This window comes from Actinomadura sp. 3N508, assembly GCF_044326375.1.
GTDB lineage: Bacteria > Actinomycetota > Actinomycetes > Streptosporangiales > Streptosporangiaceae > Spirillospora.
Genome location: NZ_JBIRAX010000006.1, coordinates 164,839 through 181,267 on the forward strand (window position 1 = coordinate 164,839; position 16,429 = coordinate 181,267).

The following is a 16,429-nucleotide window of genomic DNA, read 5'->3' on the forward strand; positions in this document are numbered from 1 at the left end:
AGCCAGAACCGCGGTCGCTCCGCCACCGGCAGGTCGGCGAGAAACGCCGGGTGCGGGTTCATGCTCCTGTTTGCTCCGGCAGCAGGTCGAACAGGGCGGGCTGGGTGACGGGTGCGTTCTGGCCTGCGGTCGCGGCCATGCGACCGGCGGGCGTGGAGGCGCGGTCAGGCATGGATTCGTGCGCGCCTTCCACGGGTTCCGGCCCGGAGATGGGGCGGTGCTGGTCGAGCGCGGCGGCCAACCACGCGTAGCTCTCGTGCGCGCGCACCGCCTCGGTGATCGCCTGCAACACCAGACCCTTGGCGGGGTCCTCGGGCACACGCGGTTCACCACGGTTGCCCCGCACGGTCGCCACGGTGGCGCTGGAGGCGGCTGGTTGCGATTGGCCAAGATCACCGTCGGGGTGCCGTGCCCGGGAATGTAGGCGCCGGTTCGTGCCAGAGCACGATGACGCTAGGCGGTCAGGGGGTACTGGATCCGTTCGGCCAGCCATCGCGCCACGTTCACACTGACCGCGTTACCGGCCAGGAGCCCTCCGATGTCGCGGATCCTGGTATCGGCTGGGTGCGGGTGAGGGCCCAGCGGTGGCTGTGATCGAACCGTTGCGCGGACGCTTTTTCAGTGGTGCCGAGCATGCGGATCCGGCAGCCGTCCACGATGCGGTCGCCGCCCGGAAGGACGAGCATGTGGTGATCGCCTTACCCAGTGACCGCGGGGACCGGGCGATCCCATCGGGCATAGGTGCCGTGGTTGCGGGAGATGGCCAGGAACGGTTCACCGTCCAGCGCATCCAGCCCGGCCTGGATCGGTCGCGGGTGCTCTGGACGTAGGGGGTGAACCTTCTGCGGTCCGGGGCGGCCCCCCCGGACCAAGGTCATCGGCCGTAACCAGTCGATCGCCGGTGCCATCGGGCGAATCGGTGCACTGCGGTTTTCTAGGGGTGCAGTATTTCCCTGGCCTTCGGGGATCGGTGTGCTGGCGGTTCAAATCGTGCGGGAGTGCTTACGGTGTCTGGCGTCGGGGGTGGTGCGGAGGCGGGTGGGTTGCGGCGAGGTGGTCGTGGAGTTCGGCGTGGCGGAACTGGTAGTAGGGGCCGACGGTGCGTAGCAGGCCGAGGCGGTGGCAGTCGTCCAGGAAGGGCATGAGCCGGCGTGGCAGGTGACCGGCTCGTGCCAGTTTCCAGGTGGCGAGCTGGTAGGCCCACCAGGCCCGGTGTTTGCCGAACGCAAGGCCGATCGGGAGCCCGAACGCAAGCCCGAGGGCAAGCCCGAACGCAGGCCCGGACGTAAGGCCGGACGAAAGGTCGCCCGTTTCCATCATCAGCAAGACCGCGGCGGCGGCCGCGGCCACGACGGCGACCGCAGGGGTGATGGTGCCGAAGCGGAGCAGGTTCAGTCTCCGGTCGGTGCGCCAGCTGCTCATCGGTGTAGTGGCGTGATCGGCCTGCGCCGGGGTGGCTGCCCAGGCCATGATCCCCAGCGCCAGCGCGAGCGGGAGCCCGACCACGAGCCCGGACACGAGCCCGACCGACAGCATGATCACGAAGTTCTCCGCGGGGTCGTGCACGAGCTCGGACTTGAGTTCGCGTGGGAGTTCGTACGCGAGGCCGCCGAGACTGTCCGGGGAGGCGTTCCCGAGCCTCTGCGTGAGCCAGGCCAGGGGCGCAAGCGCGAGCCCGACCACGAACCCGACTACGAGCCCGACCAGGAGCCTGGCTGCGAGGTTGCGCGCGAGGGCGGCCGAGCGTCCGCGGAGATGCAGGTCCGCGTATCCGGGTGAGTCCTGTGCCCACGACCGTGCCGTGAGCCCGGCCGCGAGTCCGGCCGCCAGCCCGACCGGGAGCCCGACCGCGGGCCCGAGCAGGGGCTCTACCGCGAGCCCGACCGGGAGCCCGACCGCGACTCCGGTGGTGAGGGTGACGGCGAGAGCGAGGGTGAATCGGGTAGTGGGTGTCAAGGTGTGGGTGGTGGCGGCCAGTCGCCACCAGGCCAGGTCGCGGGTGCCCTGGCCGCCGGTGGCCGGTTGGGTGGTGAGGTGGTGGGCCAGGAATCCCAGCCAGTGGCGGACCTGGGCGGGGTCGTGGCCGCGGCGGGGGCGGAACGGTTCGGCGGAGTTGTCGCTGGGAGGGCGGGTGGTGATCACGGCGGGGATGAGCAGGTCGAACAGGTGGGCCTGGAGCGCGGCGGGGGTGGGGAAGCGGTCCGGGTCGGTCAGCGACGTAGGGTCGGCGCCGGGTTCGGTGTAGGCGGTGCGGACCAGCCACAGTCCCAGCGGGGTGGCGGCCAGGTCGGCCAGCGCCGCCGCCGGCCGACGGGCCTGGCCGGGCGGGGTCTGGTCGGCGGGGGGTGTGGCGCGTAGCGCGGTCAGGGTGTGCTGCCAGGCCGGTCCGGGGGAGGGCGGCAGGCAGCGGGTGAGGTAGTCGGCGGCTGCCGCGGGGGTCAGCGGGAGTGGTTCCAGCACGGCGGCGGAGGTGATCACGTCCCCGGCGGCGCTGATCGCGGCGGTGAACTCGGTGGTGCGGCTGGTGAGGATGAGCTGGTCGTCGCCGCCCAGGGAGCGGTTCACTGCGGTGATCACCGCGGTCTGGGCGGGTGGGGGCAGCTCGTCCAGCCCGTCCAGGACCGGCAGGATGTGCCCGCGCCCGGCCAGCGCGCTTGCCACCTGGGCGCCGAGCTCGGGTGCGCGCAGCGCCGGATAGTCGCTGGCGAGGCGGTCGGCGATCCAGTCCTGCAGGCGGGGGTGGCGGCGGGTGTCCCAGCCGGCCACGGGCAGCAGCACCGGGACCGGCTCATCGGCGGGGGGTTTGGCCAGCAGGTGCAGCAGCAGCTGCACCGCCAGGGTGGTCTTGCCGGTACCCGGTCCGCCCAGGATCACCAGCCGGCGTCGCCGGGTGCGGCGGAACCGATCGGCCAGCGCGCCGATGTCGGCGCTGGAGGCCGCCCACCATAACCGCGCCGATCCACCCGCAGGCCCACCGGGCGGTGCGGCGGACGGGTCGATGTTGATGGCATGGTCCATCACCTCGGCCGCGTCCGGGGTCCGCCACCGCACCGGGATCGGGACGGGATCAGCCAGCGACCGCAGCCGCTCCTCCTGCTGCCACTGCTGTTTCACCAGATCGGCCAGCAGCTTCTTGGCCTGCGCCAGGGTGTCTGCGGTCGGTGCGGCGGCGCCGAGCCGTCGGGAGCGTCGCCGGGCCCACCGCACCGTGCCGACAATGATCACCGCGGCCGTGAACAGGACCCCTCCGGTCAGCGGAGCACGCTCCGACGCCTGCTTCATTCCGCTCTGACCACTTTCCAATATCGGCCAGAACGTCCACCCGACCAGCACCAGGACCCCGGCCACCACCGCCAGGACCGCCAGCCATGTCCACCAACCCTTAGCCTTTCCCACGATCGCCATCGTGCCGCCGATGCCCCGCACAGCGCTGGACAAGGTCAACAATCACCCCATCCCGGCCCACCCGAACCCACCAGGCGGGCAGCCCGAATTGGGGAAGGGCACATGGGGCGATGGCATCGCGTGAGGAGCTATCGGTGGCGCGGTGCGGCGGGGGGCTTGCCATGGGCCGGCGTCTGTGCGGTACAGGAGCCCCTTCGGGTGGTGGATGACCACAGCGAGCCGTACGGTCCTCCCGTCCTGCCGGATCACTTGCACCTCGTGAGAGGTGGGGTCCGCGCAGCTGCCCGCAGTCGGCATAGACCGCGCGCAAGGGGCCTGAGATGGGAGGCCACAATCAGATGGCTGTGAAGCCGTGGTCGTCCACGGCCCTTTCCGCCTGTGGCGATCCAGCCAACCTGGAGTGAGAAGGGATGCTTGGCGTCCCGGGTTGTGAAGTTGCATTGGTCGGTGTGGGGCAGGCGCAGCGGTGCGGCAATGGGCGAGGAAGGTGCGTGGACCTCGGCGAAGCCGCGGCCGAGCGCGGCTAGTTGCTCGGGGGCGAACAGGTGGCAGGGATCGGTCCAGCGGTTGGATTGGTGCCGCCGAGTCGGGTTCGGGCAGGCTTTTGTTGTCCAGCTGGAGTGCTGTGAATTGGTACTGGTGTGCGTTCCGGGGAGACAACGAAAATGAGCCCTGGGATCGCGCTGGCGAATTCTCCAGATACCGGCCAGCGCAGTGGCGGCGTGGTTTGCCGGAGTGGTCAGTGAAGCTGGTGGCTCCCGGTGGCCGCGCTCGGTGGCGGTGACCGTCCGCCCGTCGGCGTGCGGGCACCTGGACGTTCATTAGTGGTGGAACCCCGGCTGGTGCGGTGCGCCGGTGCTGCCGGCCGACAGCCGGTCCAGGCAGCGGCGCATGTCGGCGACCAGCAGAGCGATCTCGTCGCGGCCGATGCCATGCCGGATCATCACCCGCTGGATGACGGTGTCGTCCCGGTCGGCGGGCAGCGGGTACGACGGCACCTGCCAGCCCCGGACCCGCAACTGCTCGGTGAGGTCGTACAGGGTGAACGCGCTGCCCTGCTTCAGTGTGTAGGACACCGCGGGCAGCGCGCCGCGGCCGTCGTACAGCAGCTCGAACGGGCCCAGCCCGGCGATCCGCTCACCGAGGTACCGCGCGGTGTCGGCGCACGCCTGCTGGACGCGCCGATACCCTTCGCGGCCCAGGCGCAGCAGCAGGTAGTACTGCGCGACGACCTCGCCGCCGGGACGGGAGAAGTTCAACGCGAAGGTCGGCATGTCGCCGCCGAGATAGTTCACCTTGAAGATCAGCTCCTGCGGCAGCGACTCCGAGTCTCGCCACACCACCCATCCCACGCCCAGCGGCGCCAGCCCGTACTTGTGGCCCGAGGAGTTGATCGACACGACCCGCTCGACGCGGAAGTCCCACACCAGGTCCGGCTGGATGAACGGGGCGACGAAGCCGCCGCTGGCGGCGTCCACGTGGATCGGCACGTCAAGACCCGTCGTGTCCTGGATCCGGTCCAGCTCGGCGGCGAGCTCGGCGACGGGCTCGTAGTCGCAGGTGAAGGTGACGCCCAGGATCGCGATCACGCCGATGGTGTTCTCGTCCACGTACTGTGCGAGCTGGTGGGGCCGCAGACCGGTCGCCCCCGCCTCCAGCGGTACCTGCCGCAGTTCGACGTCGAAGTAGCGGGCGAACTTCTCCCAGCAGATCTGGACGGGACCGCACACCAGATTCGGTTTGTCGGCGGGCTTGCCCTGCGCCTCCCGGCGTTGCCGCCACCGCCACTTCATCGCCAGGCCGCCCAGCATCGCGGCCTCGCTGGAACCGGTCGTCGAACAGCCCATCGTGGTCTGCTCGGCAGGGGAGTTCCACAGATCGGCCAGAATGTGCACGCAGCGGGACTCGATCTCCGCGGTCTGCGGATACTCGTCCTTGTCGATCATGTTCTTGTCGAGGCACCGGTCCATCAGGCGGTGCACTTCGGGTTCGCTCCACGTGGTGCAGAACGTCGTCAGGTTCTGCGCGGCGTTGCCGTCCAGCAGCAGTTCGGAACTGACCAGCTCGTACACCGCGCGCGGATCGGACAGACGCTCGGGAATCCGGTACTTGGCCAGCTTCCGCTCGCTCAGCGATTCGGCGTAGACGTCATCGAAGTCATGCGGCTTCGCTTGCTTCACCTCGTGCAACGCCATAGAGAAACCCCTGCGGATGGGAGCTGGAAGAGAACGAGCCGTCAGCCGACCAACTCGCGGGCATGCATACCCGGCTCGCCCCATCTCGCAAAACGCTGAAACGGCAACGGGGAGGGAAAATACCATCGGGCAGGCAGGCTGTCCCTGTGGTACTCGCGGGAAATGCTGATCGCGATGCCGGGTCGAGAACCGCGCCTGGCCGGCCGCGAAGTCGCCCTGGCACGTTCCTCGTTCACACGAGAGGCCGAGCGAGCATGAAGTGGCCGCCGGAGCCGCCACCGGACACGTCCATGTAGGCCGCGACCGCAGCGCGCCAAGCCAGGTGCCGCGCCTCTCGATATCTGGACAGTGGCAAGCAGCGGCACTCGTGGCCTAGGCGACCACGCGGGCAGCGGAGTGGCATGTGGCGCCAGCGTGTTCTCACCTGATGGTGAGAACTGTGACGGGTCGATGGCAGGACGTGGCCAGAAGTGAGTTGATATTGCGGATGGTGTCGTCCATATGACTGTGAGTTGCGATGGTGCGAGGCGAGGATGCCCGGGCGCGCGACGAGGTGCTCCACCTGGCGGCCGGGGCGGCCGACGTGGTGATGGGCGGGATGCGGGGCGTGGTGCGGCGCCTACCCGGGTTGGGCGAGGTGCGGCAGGAACTGCGGGCGCGGGGCGAGCTGGCGCTACGGCGGACCGCACAGGCGCCGCCGGCGCACATGGAGGTGCTGGCCCGGCGGGTGAGCGAGCGCGCCACCCGGGCCGATGGGTGACCTCCGGATCCGTGTCGACCGGGCCCTGGCGGAGTTCGTCGAGTCCGAGATAGGGGCGCTGACGGCGCTGGACGGCGAGCTGGCGCCGGTGGCCGAGCAACTGCGCGCCTCGGTCGCCGGGGGCAAGCGGATCCGTCCGGCGTTCTGCTACTGGGGGTGGCGGGCGGCCGGACAGCCCGACGCCGAGCCGATGGTGCGGGCGGCCGCGGCGCTGGAACTGGTCCACGCGGCGGCGATCGTCCACGACGACATCATCGACCGCAGCCCGCTGCGGCGCGGCCGGGTCACCGCGCACGCCAGGCTCGGCGACGGCCTGGCCATCATGATCGGTGATCTGCTGCTGGCATGGGCGGGAGAGCTGTTCCACACCTGCGGGCTGCCGCGCACGTTCCTGGCCCGGGCGGTGTCGGCGTGGACGGCGATGGGCCGGGAGCTGATCGCGGGCGAGTGCCTGGAGATCCTGCGGACCGGGGCCGCACCGGACGTGGCCCTGTCACTGCAGGTCGTGCGGTTGAAGACCGGCTCCTACACGATCGAGTGGCCGCTGCGGATCGGCGCCGTCCTGGGCGGCGCGGCCCCGGCGCTGCTGGACGCGCTGGCCGCCTACGCCCGGCCGCTGGGCGAGGCGTTCCAACTGCGCGACGACCTGTGGGGAGTGTTCGGCGACCCCGCCGACACCGGAAAATCGCCGCTGGACGACCTGGCCGGCCGAAAACCCACCGCGCTGCTGGCCCTCACGCTGGAGCGGGCAGACGAGGAAGACCGCGCCCGATTACAGGAACTGCTGCGGGCTCCCGTCCAGGAGGAGGAGAGCGCGCAGATCCGGGAGATCATGCACCGCGCGGGCGCCCGCGACCAGATCCGGCGGATGATCGACGACCGTGCCGGCGCGGCACGAGCGGCCCTGGAACACGTGCGCCTGCCGCCCGAAGCCGCAGCCGCCCTGACCCGACTGATCGCCGAGGTGACCGCAGATGCCTGAACCCGCCGACCGGACCGGCTCGTCCACTCGGACCGGACCGGCCGCCTCGACCGGCCGCTACACCGACGCCCACCTGGACGCACTGCGCCTCAAGGGCGACGACCTGGCCGACGCCACCGTCGAGGCCCTGTTCACCGGCGGGCAGGTTCCCCGGTTCAACACGCTGATGCGCTGGTTCACCACTTCCGGGCAGGACCTGCCCGACGGTCTGCCCGCCGCCGCCCGCGACTACCTGCAAGCCACGGCCACGCCCCCCGACTGGGTGGACTGGGCGACGATGGAACGAGCCCGGCAGTTCTTCATCGACAACGACGTGCACATCTCCACCGCGCTGTCGTTCGCGTCCATGCCCGCCTGCTACGTCGTCCCGCACGTGGCCAGGCTGCTGTCGGCCACCCACTCGCTGGACTACCCGGCGCGGCGGATGGCGGAGACCGGCCAGTTCACCGTCTACCTCATGCAACCCGACGCGTTCGAGGCGGGCGGCCGGTTCCTGCCCGCCGCGCAGAAGGTCCGGCTGCTGCACGCCACCATCCGCCGCCACCTGCGCCAGGAAGATCGCTGGCCCGAACCCGTGGCGATCTGCCAGGAGGACATGCTCGGCGGGCTGATGATGTTCAGCATCCAGGTCCTGGACGCCCTGCACCGCCTCGGCGTCCACATCACCCCCGGCGGCGCCGACGCCTACTACTACGCCTGGACGGTCGTCGGCGCCATCCTCGGCTGCGACCCCGACGACATCCCGCCCGACCTGCAGGCCGCCCGCGAGTTCTCCGACCGGTACATGCTGCGGCACATGGGCCCCTCACCCGAAGGCGCCCACCTGACCCGGCAGCTGATCGACATGTACGAGCAGGTCGTCCCCGGCACCCTGCTGGACCCCCTCGTCCCCGCCCTCATCCGCTACCTGATCGGCGACACCGCCGCCGACTGGCTCCAGGTCCCCCGCTCCCGCTTCGACACCCTCGTCAAGACCGCGCCCGCCCTCCTGAACACCATCGAACGCTTCGAGGACCGCGGCCCCTGGGCCGCCCAAATCTCCGACCGCCTCGGCCGCCTGATCACGCATCTGGAACTGTCCTCACTGACTCGTGGCCGCGTCATGCACTACGCCATCCCCGAAGAACTCAAGCCCGCTCATGGCATCCCCACCCCCACCAACCGCTGGACCCCACCCCCACCCATCGACCACCCCTAACACCCGCCTCGGGAAGGGCAGTCGTTCCCCCCAACCGCTTCCGCCACATCGGCGCTGGACGGGACCGCGGGCCCGGAGCAAGTCGTCCGGCACCCGTCTGGGGGTCATGGACGTGCACGCGATGCCCAGCAATCAGCCGGGGGACTGCGCGGAGTCCTTGCCTCCGAGCAGGATCAAAGAGGGTGAACCATTCGAGTCCGCCGACTGGCAGCGCTCCCTCCAGCACCACGACTGGCGGCTCCAATCGACCTCACTCATTGCTGGAAAATGTCGTGGCTGTCAGTCACGCGGCGAGGGCCTGATTCGCGGGACCCGGTGATCGGGGCTGGGTGACACTGGCTGGGTGGCGGAACCGTTCGTGGGGCGCCGGCGGGAGCTGGCGAAGCTGAGTCGTGCTTGACCGGACGCGCCGCCCAGGAAGAGGGGGCGCCGGACTTCTGGCCGTGGTCGCAGCTTATGAAATAGCACGCGGCCCTGGGCTCCTGGACGCGATCCTGGCGCCGCACCTGCCCGGCCGCCTCCCGGTGGAACCGGTCACCGACCGCCGGAACCGGCGGCTCGCCGCGATGTTCGACGCGGTCGTGACGACCTCGGCGTTCGCCGCGGCCGAGTTCGCCCGGGTGGGGACGCCCCACCTGCACCGCGTCCCGCTCGGCGTCGACCTCGCCACTTTCCGTCCCACCGACGACACGGCCGGACGCTCCGGATCGTTCCGGCTCGTCCATCTGGGGCGGCTCTCCAGTGAGAAACGTCCCGACCTGGCAATGGCGACGGTGCGGGAACTGCGGCGGCGCGGCGTTCCGGTGCACCTTGACGTTATGGGCAGCGGGCCGGTGCACACCGCGCTCCGCTCGCTCGCGGACCGGAAGGCGCTGCCCGTCCGTTTCCACGGGCATGTGCACCGCCGCGCTGAGGTGGTCCGGCTGCTGGCCGGGGTGGACGTGGCCCTCGTCACCTGCCCCGTCGAGTCGTTCGACCTGGCGCGCAGGCAGTCGCTCAGGGACCGGGGCCTCCGCCCTGAACCGGTCCGCTTGACGGCCCGCTCGCCCGGCCTTCCCGCCGGACGGCGCTGTCCTTGCATCCTCGTACTTGTGGTGGGATGGCTGGATGCGTCCCGCTTTGGTCCACGTACTGTCCACCGTTCTCGCGTGTGCCGTGTTCATGACGGCTTGTGGCACGCAGGGCGGGTCAGCGGTCGGCGGCGTGAACGCGACCTCGTCCGGCAGTACGGCGCTTCCCGGCGCCCCTGACGAACTGGCGCGGGACGGGGTGCGGATCATCGGCATGAGCGGCTGGTCCCACCAGGAGACGCCCCCGGTGATCTCCGCCGAGTTCGAGGTCGCCAATCGTGAGAGTGAACCGTTCACCTACACCATCACCTTTGACGCGGTGTCCGGCTCCGGCGCGGTTCTGGAGAACACCAAGCAGACGGTGCCCGACGTGGGGCCGGGCCAGACCGTCAGGCGGGCCGTCCGCCTGAGCGGCTCCGCGCCGGACCTGCGCGGCGATAAGGGGCGTGTGCGCATCGCCAAAGTCCGGCGGGTCCCGGCCGCCGAGGCTCCGGCCGAGACCGGCCCCTGCCCGCCCTCCGGTGTGCGGCTGACGGTCGACGCCGGAGACGCCGCCATGGGGCTGCGCGTGGTGGGATTGCGCCTGACCAATTGCGGGACCCGCGCCTATCACCTCAACGGCTTCCCGGTCCTTCAGCTCCTGGACGAGGACAGGAAGCCCGTTCCCGCCGTCAAGATCTTCAAGGGCAGCGGCGGCATCGCCACCGTGACCGACTTCGATGCCCCGGCCCGGCCGGTGGTCCTGGCGCCGGGCCAGACGGCCGGCAGCGGCCTGATGTGGCGCAACACCACCGACGCCGGCAGTGCGGCGGTCAACGTCCCCTACGTCAGGGTCAGGGCCAAGCCCGGGGCCAGGCCCGTCATGGTCACTCCGGAACTCGATCTGGGAACCACCGGAAAGCTCGCGGTCAGCCCCTGGAAGAAGGACCCGGCGCGCTGACCCGTTCCGGGTGCCGGTTGTCCGCTCTCGGCCGTCCGTCTCAGGCGTCCGTGCCGGCCGTCCAGTCACGGCTGCGACAGGGGTTCTGTCCGGCCTCCCCGAACGTGCCCGGGGGGCGTGGCGTTCGGGGGCCGTTGAGCCGGCTCGGCTCGATGGAACGTTCCCGAGTGGAAATTTACTGCGTGTTCGATTGCCGTTGATGAAATGGAACGCTGCAGCCCCGAGTCTCCAATTCTATTCAAGTATAGCGAAGTTAAAGACTGGTGATTGAGATTCGGGGATGCCCTGGTTAAGCTCAAACCGGTTCCTGGCTCCCACGTCTATTCGGCGAGTTCAGGGGCGCAAAGAATTGCCGGGCGGTCGCCCTGCTTGTCGCCCCGGAGAGCATTGAATTCCAGTGAAAAGGAATCGTATGTGCGAGGGCCTCGCGGGTTTTTTCGCGACCGCCGGTGCGCGTGTCCCCTTAACCCCGTGTCACCCCCACTCAGAAGGAGAAAGACCATGCGCAAAGGTCTGACCGCCTCGGCAGCCTGCCTGTCCGCGCTCGCGCTGTCGGTGGTCGCGGCCCCGGCGGCGTCCGCGACGGACGACCCGCCGCCCCCCGGCAAGATCACCATGGAGGTCCTCACGGTGAACGGCTCCGGGTGCCCCGCCGGCACCGCCGCCGTGGCCCCGTCGAGCGACAACACCGCGTTCACCGTCACCTACAGCGACTACACCGCGCAGCGCGGCGGCGACTCCAAGCCCACCGACTTCCGCAAGAACTGCCAGCTCAGCCTGGCCGTGCACATCCCGCAGGGCTTCACCTACGCGATCGCCAGCGCCGACTACCGCGGCTTCGCGTACCTGGGCGCCGGGGTGACCGGGACCGAGCGCGCGAACTACTACCACCAGGGCATGGCCCAGTCGACGGCCATCAGCCACACCGTCAAGGGCAAGACCTCCGGCAACTGGCAGTTCACCGACCGGACCCCGGTCGCCGAGCTCGTCTACAAGCCGTGCGGTGAGAACCGCAACTTCAACATCAACACCGAGCTGCGCGTCGAGGGCGGCGACGGCAAGGAGACCAGCTTCATGTCGTTCGACTCCGCCGACGGCAGCGTGCGGACCATCTACCAGTTCGCCTGGAAGAAGTGCTGACCCAGACGGCCTAGCCGCATCCGCGCCCGCGTCCCGCAAGGACGCGGGCGCGGCCCGTTGTGGGGCCGCGACCACTGATAATCCGCCGATCGCAGTTGCTCTGCGTGGTGATGCGAATACAATCCAGGATGTCGTTGGTAGCCGGGCTTCCGGCGGGAGCGGACTCGGAGGCGGCCATGGCGTCGAACGCGATCCTGGAACGGCAGACGGGACGGCTCCCCGCGGAACTCACCAGCTTCATCGGCCGCGACGCGGAGCTGACCCGGCTGCGGCGGCTCCTCGACGAGCACCGGCTGGTCACGCTGAGCGGGCCCGCCGGCGTCGGCAAGACCAGGCTCGCGGTCCGCGCCGCGGCGCAGGTGCGGGACGCCTTCGACGACGGCGTGTACTTCGTCGGGCTCTCCGGGCTCACCGAGCCGTCGCTGCTGGCGCAGGCGATCTGCGACGCGCTCGGGCTGACCGAGCAGGACGGCGACGCCGCCGCCCGGCTCGCCGAGCATCTCGCCGACCGCCGGGTCCTGCTCGTCCTCGACACCTGCGAGCACCTGCTGGACGAGTGCGCCATCCTGGCCGAGGAGCTGCTGCGGACCGCCGCCGGGCTGCACGTCCTCGCGACCAGCCGCCAGGCGCTGGACGTGATGGGCGAGCACACCGTCGTCGTCACGCCGCTCGGCCGTCCGGGCCCGGCCGCGGACGGCGCCCCGGACGGCGCCGAATGCGATGCGGTCAGGCTGTTCGCCGAGCGCGCCGCCGCGGCCGTCCAGGGCTGGACGCTCACGCACGGCAACCGCGACGCCGCCACCCGGCTGTGCGACCGGCTCGACGGCATCCCGCTGGCGATCGAGCTCGCCGCCGTCCAGCTGCGGGCGTTCTCGCTGGACCAGGTGCTCGGGCGGCTCGGCACCCACCTCTTCCAGGTCCGCGGCAGGCGCACGAACGTGCGGCGGCACCAGACGCTGCGCGCCGCGGTCGACTGGAGCCACGAACTCTGCTCGGCCGAGGAGCGGCTGCTGTGGGCCCGGCTCTCGGTGTTCGCCGACGGCTTCGACCTCGACGCCGCCGAGAACGTGTGCGCCGGGGACGGCCTGCCGTCCGAGGCGGTCGTCGGGGCGCTGACGGGCCTGGTCGAGAAGTCGATCGCGCAGCGCGCCGACCGCGGCGGCCAGGCCCGTTACCGGATGCTCGACACCCTGCGCGAGTACGGCGCGGAGCGCCTCACCGAGCTCGGCGGGGCCGACCGGCTCCGCCGCCGCTGCTTCGCCTGGTACGCCGGGCTGCTCGGTCGCGCCCACCGGGAGCTGGCGGGCGCGTCCCAGGCCCGCTGGCTGGAGTGGTTCGACGGCGAGCGCGGCAACATCCGCGCGCTGCTGGGCGAGGGCGTCGCGACGGCGGAGCCCGGGCGGCTCCGCGACGCGGTGGAGGCCCTCGGCCGCCTGTGGGCGCTGCGCGGGACGCTGGGCGAGGGCCGGCAGTGGTTCGACCGGGTGCTGGAGACCCGCGACACCACCGGCCCGGGGTGGTCGGGCTGCCTCGCGGTGGCCGCCCTGGTGATGACCCTCCAGAACGATCTGGACCGGGCCGATGAGTTACTGAACCGGGCGCTGGCCCAGGGGCAGGCCGAGGACGACCGGCCCGGCATCGCGCTCGCCTACGCGGGCCAGGGCATCAAGGCCCTTTTCACAGGCGATTTCGATCTCGCGCTGCAACTGCTCACGACGGCCGACAACCGATATCGCGGCTCTGGCCACGACGACGTGCTCCTCCTGCTCGTCGACGTCTTCCGCGGCGTCGCGCACCTGTTCAAGGGCGAGTTCGCCGCGTCCGCCGAGCACGCCGACCGCGCGGTGCGCGCCGGCGAGGAACGCGGCGAGCTGTGGGTCCGCTCGTACGGCATGCTCGTCGGCGGGCTCGCGCTCTGGCTCGCCGGCGACCTGGAGGCATCGATGGAGCGGCTCCGCGCGTCGCTGCGGATCAAACGCGACCTGGACGACGGGCTCGGCATGACGCTGGCGCTGGAGGCGATCGCCGCGTGCATGTCGAGCCAGGGCGAGCCCGACCGCGCCATCAGGCTGCTGGGGGCCGCCGACCGGCTGCGCGAGCGCACGCAGACGTCCTGGTTCGGCCCCCATCACGCGCTGCTGAGGGAGATACACACCGGCAAGGCCATGGAGGCGCTCGGTGCGGAGCGGTACCGCGCCGCCCTCGCGGAGGGCGGGCGGCTACCCCTCGCGGACGCGCTCGAAGACGCCTTGGACGAGACCCCGTCCGGCGCGGTGACCGGCTCCTCCGGGCGGGCTACTCCGGCGGGGTCTCGTCGTCGTAGAGCCTCGTCGTGATCTCGCCGTCCCTGGTCACGTAGCCGTTGATGATGCCCTTGGTGCTGTGCGGCGCGGCGAGGGTGCCGCGGGCGTCCAGCGCGATCGCGCCGCCGGTCGCGCCGAGCGCCGGGATCTTCTGGTTGACGACCGTCGCGGCCGCCTTCGTCACCGGCATGCGCGCGTACTCCATGAGGGCGGAGATGTCGTGCGCGGCGACACCGCGGATGAAGACCTCGCCGGTGCCGGTGCACGAGACCGCGACGGTGCGGTTGTCGGCGTAGGTCCCGGCGCCGATGACGGGGGAGTCGCCCACGCGCCCGGCCTGCTTGTTGGTCAGGCCGCCGGTGGACGTCGCCGCCGCGACGTTCCGGTCGCCGTCCAGGGCGATCGCCCCGACCGTCCCGCCCGCCTCGGACCGCTCGGCCTTCGCGCCCGACGCGGCGGCCGGCGGGTTGCCCTTGGCTGCCATGAGCTGGTCCCAGCGGCGCTGCGTCCAGAAGTAGTCCTGCGGCGTGAACGGCACGCCGTTGCGGAGCGCGAAGTCGTCGGCGCCCTCGCCCGCCATGAAGACGTGCGGCGACTTCTCCATCACCAGCCGGGCGAGGGAGATCGGGTTCTTGGTGTGGTGGACGCCCGCCACCGCGCCCGACCTGCGGTCCTTGCCGTTCATGAGCGAGGCGTCCAGCTCGTGCTCGGCGTCGGTGTTGAACACCGCGCCCTTGCCCGCGTTGAAGTTCGGGTCGTCCTCCAGGACGTTGACGGCCTTCTCGACCGCGTCGAGCGCCGGTTTCCCGTCCTTGATCAGCTCGTAGCCGGTGCGCAGGGCCCGGGTGAGCCCGTCGCGGTAGGCCTTCTCCTGCTCGGGCGTCAGGCTGCCGCGCGGCAGCGAGCCCGCGCCGCCGTGGACGGCGAGGACGACGCCGCGCACGCCGGGGCCCGGCGCGGGGGCCTGGGCGGGAACGGCCGCGGCGCCCGCCGCGAGCTGGGCGCCGGACAGCCCCGTGGCCAGCGCGGCGAGGCCGGCGGCGATCAGGACGGAACGTTTGGGAGACGGCATCGGGAACCTCCTCGGTGATGACCTCGATCGTCCCCCCGGGCGCGGCTCCGGCACACTCGCAAATCATGCCAAACCGGGCATCGGTGACCGGGGGTGGCATGGGGGCGCGTCTTCCGTGCAGGCCAGGCGGTGTTGTCGCCGGGTAACACCCGCCGATACCGTGCATCCATGACGAGACCGGGGGGCGGGGCGGCGCCGGGGACCAGACGCGATCCCGGACGCCGGCGTGCCCTCCTGGAGGCCGCCGACCGGGTCATCCAGCGGGAGGGACCGGAGGCGTCCATGGCCGCGATCGCCGCCGAGGCGGGGATCAGCAAGCCGATCCTCTACCGTCATTTCGGCGACAAGAGCGGCCTGTACCAGGCGCTGGCCGAGCGGCACACCCGCAAGCTGATCGACGCCATCCGGGCGGAGTTCTCCCGCGACGACCCGATCCGCGTGCGCACCCGCTCCACCATCGACACCTACCTGGCGACGATCTCCAAGAACCTCAACCTCTACCGTTTCCTCATGCACCGGGCCAGCGCCGAGGACACGGCGACGCACAGCGCGATGAGCACGATGATCCGCGACGTCAGCCGGGAGCTGGCCGAGGTGATGATCGCCGAGGGCGAGATGGCGGACCGGGCCCGCGCCTACGTGTGGGGCCACGCGATCGTCGGCATGGTGCAGACCGCCGGCGACTGGTGGCTCGACCACGGCGCGGACGTGCCGCGCGAGACCGTCGTGGACGGGCTCGCCGACCTCGTCCTCGGCGGGCTGCCGGCCGCCGCGTCCGGCGCCCGCGGCCCGCAGCCGTCCGACAAGACACGATCCCCGAGGTGACTGTGAAGACCGATGCCCCCTCGCAGACCGGCTCGCGCCCCGAACCGGCAGCGCGCCCCCAGCCCGAGGCGCCGTCCGAGCCCGCCCCGCGTCCGGAACCCGACGTGGAGACCGAGCGGCGGCCCTGGGGGAGCTTCGAGCGCTTCACGCTCAACGAGCCGTCCACCGTGAAGATCATCCATGTGGCGGCGGGGCAGCGGCTCAGCCTGCAGCGGCACCGCGACCGCGACGAGATGTGGGTGGCGCTCGACCCCGGCGCGGTGTTCGAGGTCGCGGGCCGGCGCATCCTGCCCGAGGTGGGGGAGCGGGTCCTGATCCGCGCCGGCGACACGCACCGGCTCGGCTCGGACGGCCCGCCGGTGCGCGTCATGGAGATCGCGTTCGGGCACTTCGACGAGGACGACATCGAGCGCCTCGAAGACGAGTACGGGCGCGCCTGACCGAGGCGAGACCGCCGCCCTTTCAGCTGAGACGCGGGCCTGGGAGAGCGGGCCCGAAGTGAGCGGCCCGGCCGTCCGGAGAGCGGACGACCGGGCCTT

General features: G+C 71.2%; 14 protein-coding genes. 10 read left to right on the top strand and 4 right to left on the bottom strand.

The annotated features are described in order from the left end of the window. Positions 1–58 precede the first annotated feature (58 nt). Positions 59–319 carry a hypothetical protein gene (locus ACH34S_RS22505; protein WP_395954710.1) on the bottom strand — a complete coding sequence of 87 codons (261 nt, stop codon included), beginning with the start codon at positions 317–319 and terminating at the stop codon, positions 59–61. Positions 320–584: 265 nt separating this feature from the next. On the opposite strand from ACH34S_RS22505, the gene ACH34S_RS22510 reads away from it, so the two are divergent. Then, positions 585–830 carry a hypothetical protein gene (locus ACH34S_RS22510; protein WP_395954711.1) on the top strand — a complete coding sequence of 82 codons (246 nt, stop codon included), beginning with the start codon at positions 585–587 and terminating at the stop codon, positions 828–830. 172 nt (positions 831–1,002) lie between these two features. Here ACH34S_RS22510 and ACH34S_RS22515 read toward each other — a convergent pair whose 3' ends face one another. Together ACH34S_RS22515 and ACH34S_RS22520 are read right to left on the bottom strand one after the other, a co-directional pair. Further along, positions 1,003–3,396, bottom strand: a complete 2,394-nt coding sequence (locus ACH34S_RS22515) for an NACHT domain-containing protein (RefSeq protein ID WP_395954712.1) — start codon at positions 3,394–3,396, stop codon at positions 1,003–1,005. 830 nt (positions 3,397–4,226) lie between these two features. After that, on the bottom strand, positions 4,227–5,600 hold the full coding sequence (locus ACH34S_RS22520; protein WP_395954713.1) for a glutamate decarboxylase: 1,374 nt from the start codon (positions 5,598–5,600) through the stop codon (positions 4,227–4,229). Positions 5,601–6,117: 517 nt separating this feature from the next. Between ACH34S_RS22520 and ACH34S_RS22525 the strand changes: the two genes are divergently transcribed. From ACH34S_RS22525 to ACH34S_RS22555, 7 genes are all read left to right on the top strand, one after another. Beyond that, positions 6,118–6,360: a hypothetical protein gene (locus ACH34S_RS22525; RefSeq protein ID WP_395954714.1), complete on the top strand. Its 243-nt coding sequence runs from the start codon at positions 6,118–6,120 to the stop codon at positions 6,358–6,360. Beyond that, a complete protein-coding gene (locus tag ACH34S_RS22530; RefSeq protein ID WP_395954715.1) occupies positions 6,353–7,342 on the top strand; it encodes a polyprenyl synthetase family protein in 990 nt (329 codons plus the stop codon). Before ACH34S_RS22525 ends, ACH34S_RS22530 begins: the two co-directional genes overlap by 8 nt. Further along, positions 7,335–8,540, top strand: coding sequence for an oxygenase MpaB family protein (locus ACH34S_RS22535; RefSeq protein WP_395954716.1), 1,206 nt, complete (start codon positions 7,335–7,337; stop codon positions 8,538–8,540). The genes ACH34S_RS22530 and ACH34S_RS22535 overlap by 8 nt, the downstream gene beginning before the upstream one ends. 443 nt (positions 8,541–8,983) lie before the next feature. Beyond that, on the top strand, positions 8,984–9,790 hold the full coding sequence (locus tag ACH34S_RS22540) for a glycosyltransferase (protein WP_395954717.1): 807 nt from the start codon (positions 8,984–8,986) through the stop codon (positions 9,788–9,790). After that, the gene (locus ACH34S_RS22545; protein ID WP_395954718.1) at positions 9,744–10,550 is read left to right on the top strand and encodes a DUF4232 domain-containing protein; all 807 of its coding nucleotides are present in this window, start codon (positions 9,744–9,746) and stop codon (positions 10,548–10,550) included. Before ACH34S_RS22540 ends, ACH34S_RS22545 begins: the two co-directional genes overlap by 47 nt. A gap of 501 nt (positions 10,551–11,051) precedes the next feature. Next, positions 11,052–11,690 (top strand): DUF4360 domain-containing protein, encoded by a 639-nt coding sequence (locus ACH34S_RS22550; RefSeq protein WP_395954719.1) that lies wholly within the window; start codon positions 11,052–11,054, stop codon positions 11,688–11,690. Between the two features lie 176 nt (positions 11,691–11,866). Further along, positions 11,867–14,026 (top strand): ATP-binding protein, encoded by a 2,160-nt coding sequence (locus ACH34S_RS22555; protein WP_395954720.1) that lies wholly within the window; start codon positions 11,867–11,869, stop codon positions 14,024–14,026. On the opposite strand, the gene ACH34S_RS22560 is transcribed toward ACH34S_RS22555, so the two are convergent. Beyond that, complete coding sequence (locus ACH34S_RS22560; RefSeq protein WP_395954721.1) at positions 13,986–15,065, bottom strand: isoaspartyl peptidase/L-asparaginase family protein; 1,080 nt, start codon at positions 15,063–15,065, stop codon at positions 13,986–13,988. The genes ACH34S_RS22555 and ACH34S_RS22560 overlap by 41 nt on opposite strands. A 168-nt stretch (positions 15,066–15,233) precedes the next feature. Here ACH34S_RS22560 and ACH34S_RS22565 point away from each other — a divergent pair, with 168 nt between their 5' ends. Together ACH34S_RS22565 and ACH34S_RS22570 are read left to right on the top strand one after the other, a co-directional pair. Then, positions 15,234–15,890 (top strand): TetR family transcriptional regulator, encoded by a 657-nt coding sequence (locus ACH34S_RS22565; RefSeq protein ID WP_395954722.1) that lies wholly within the window; start codon positions 15,234–15,236, stop codon positions 15,888–15,890. After that, a complete protein-coding gene (locus tag ACH34S_RS22570; RefSeq protein WP_395954723.1) occupies positions 15,887–16,330 on the top strand; it encodes a mannose-6-phosphate isomerase in 444 nt (147 codons plus the stop codon). Before ACH34S_RS22565 ends, ACH34S_RS22570 begins: the two co-directional genes overlap by 4 nt. Positions 16,331–16,429 lie beyond the last annotated feature (99 nt).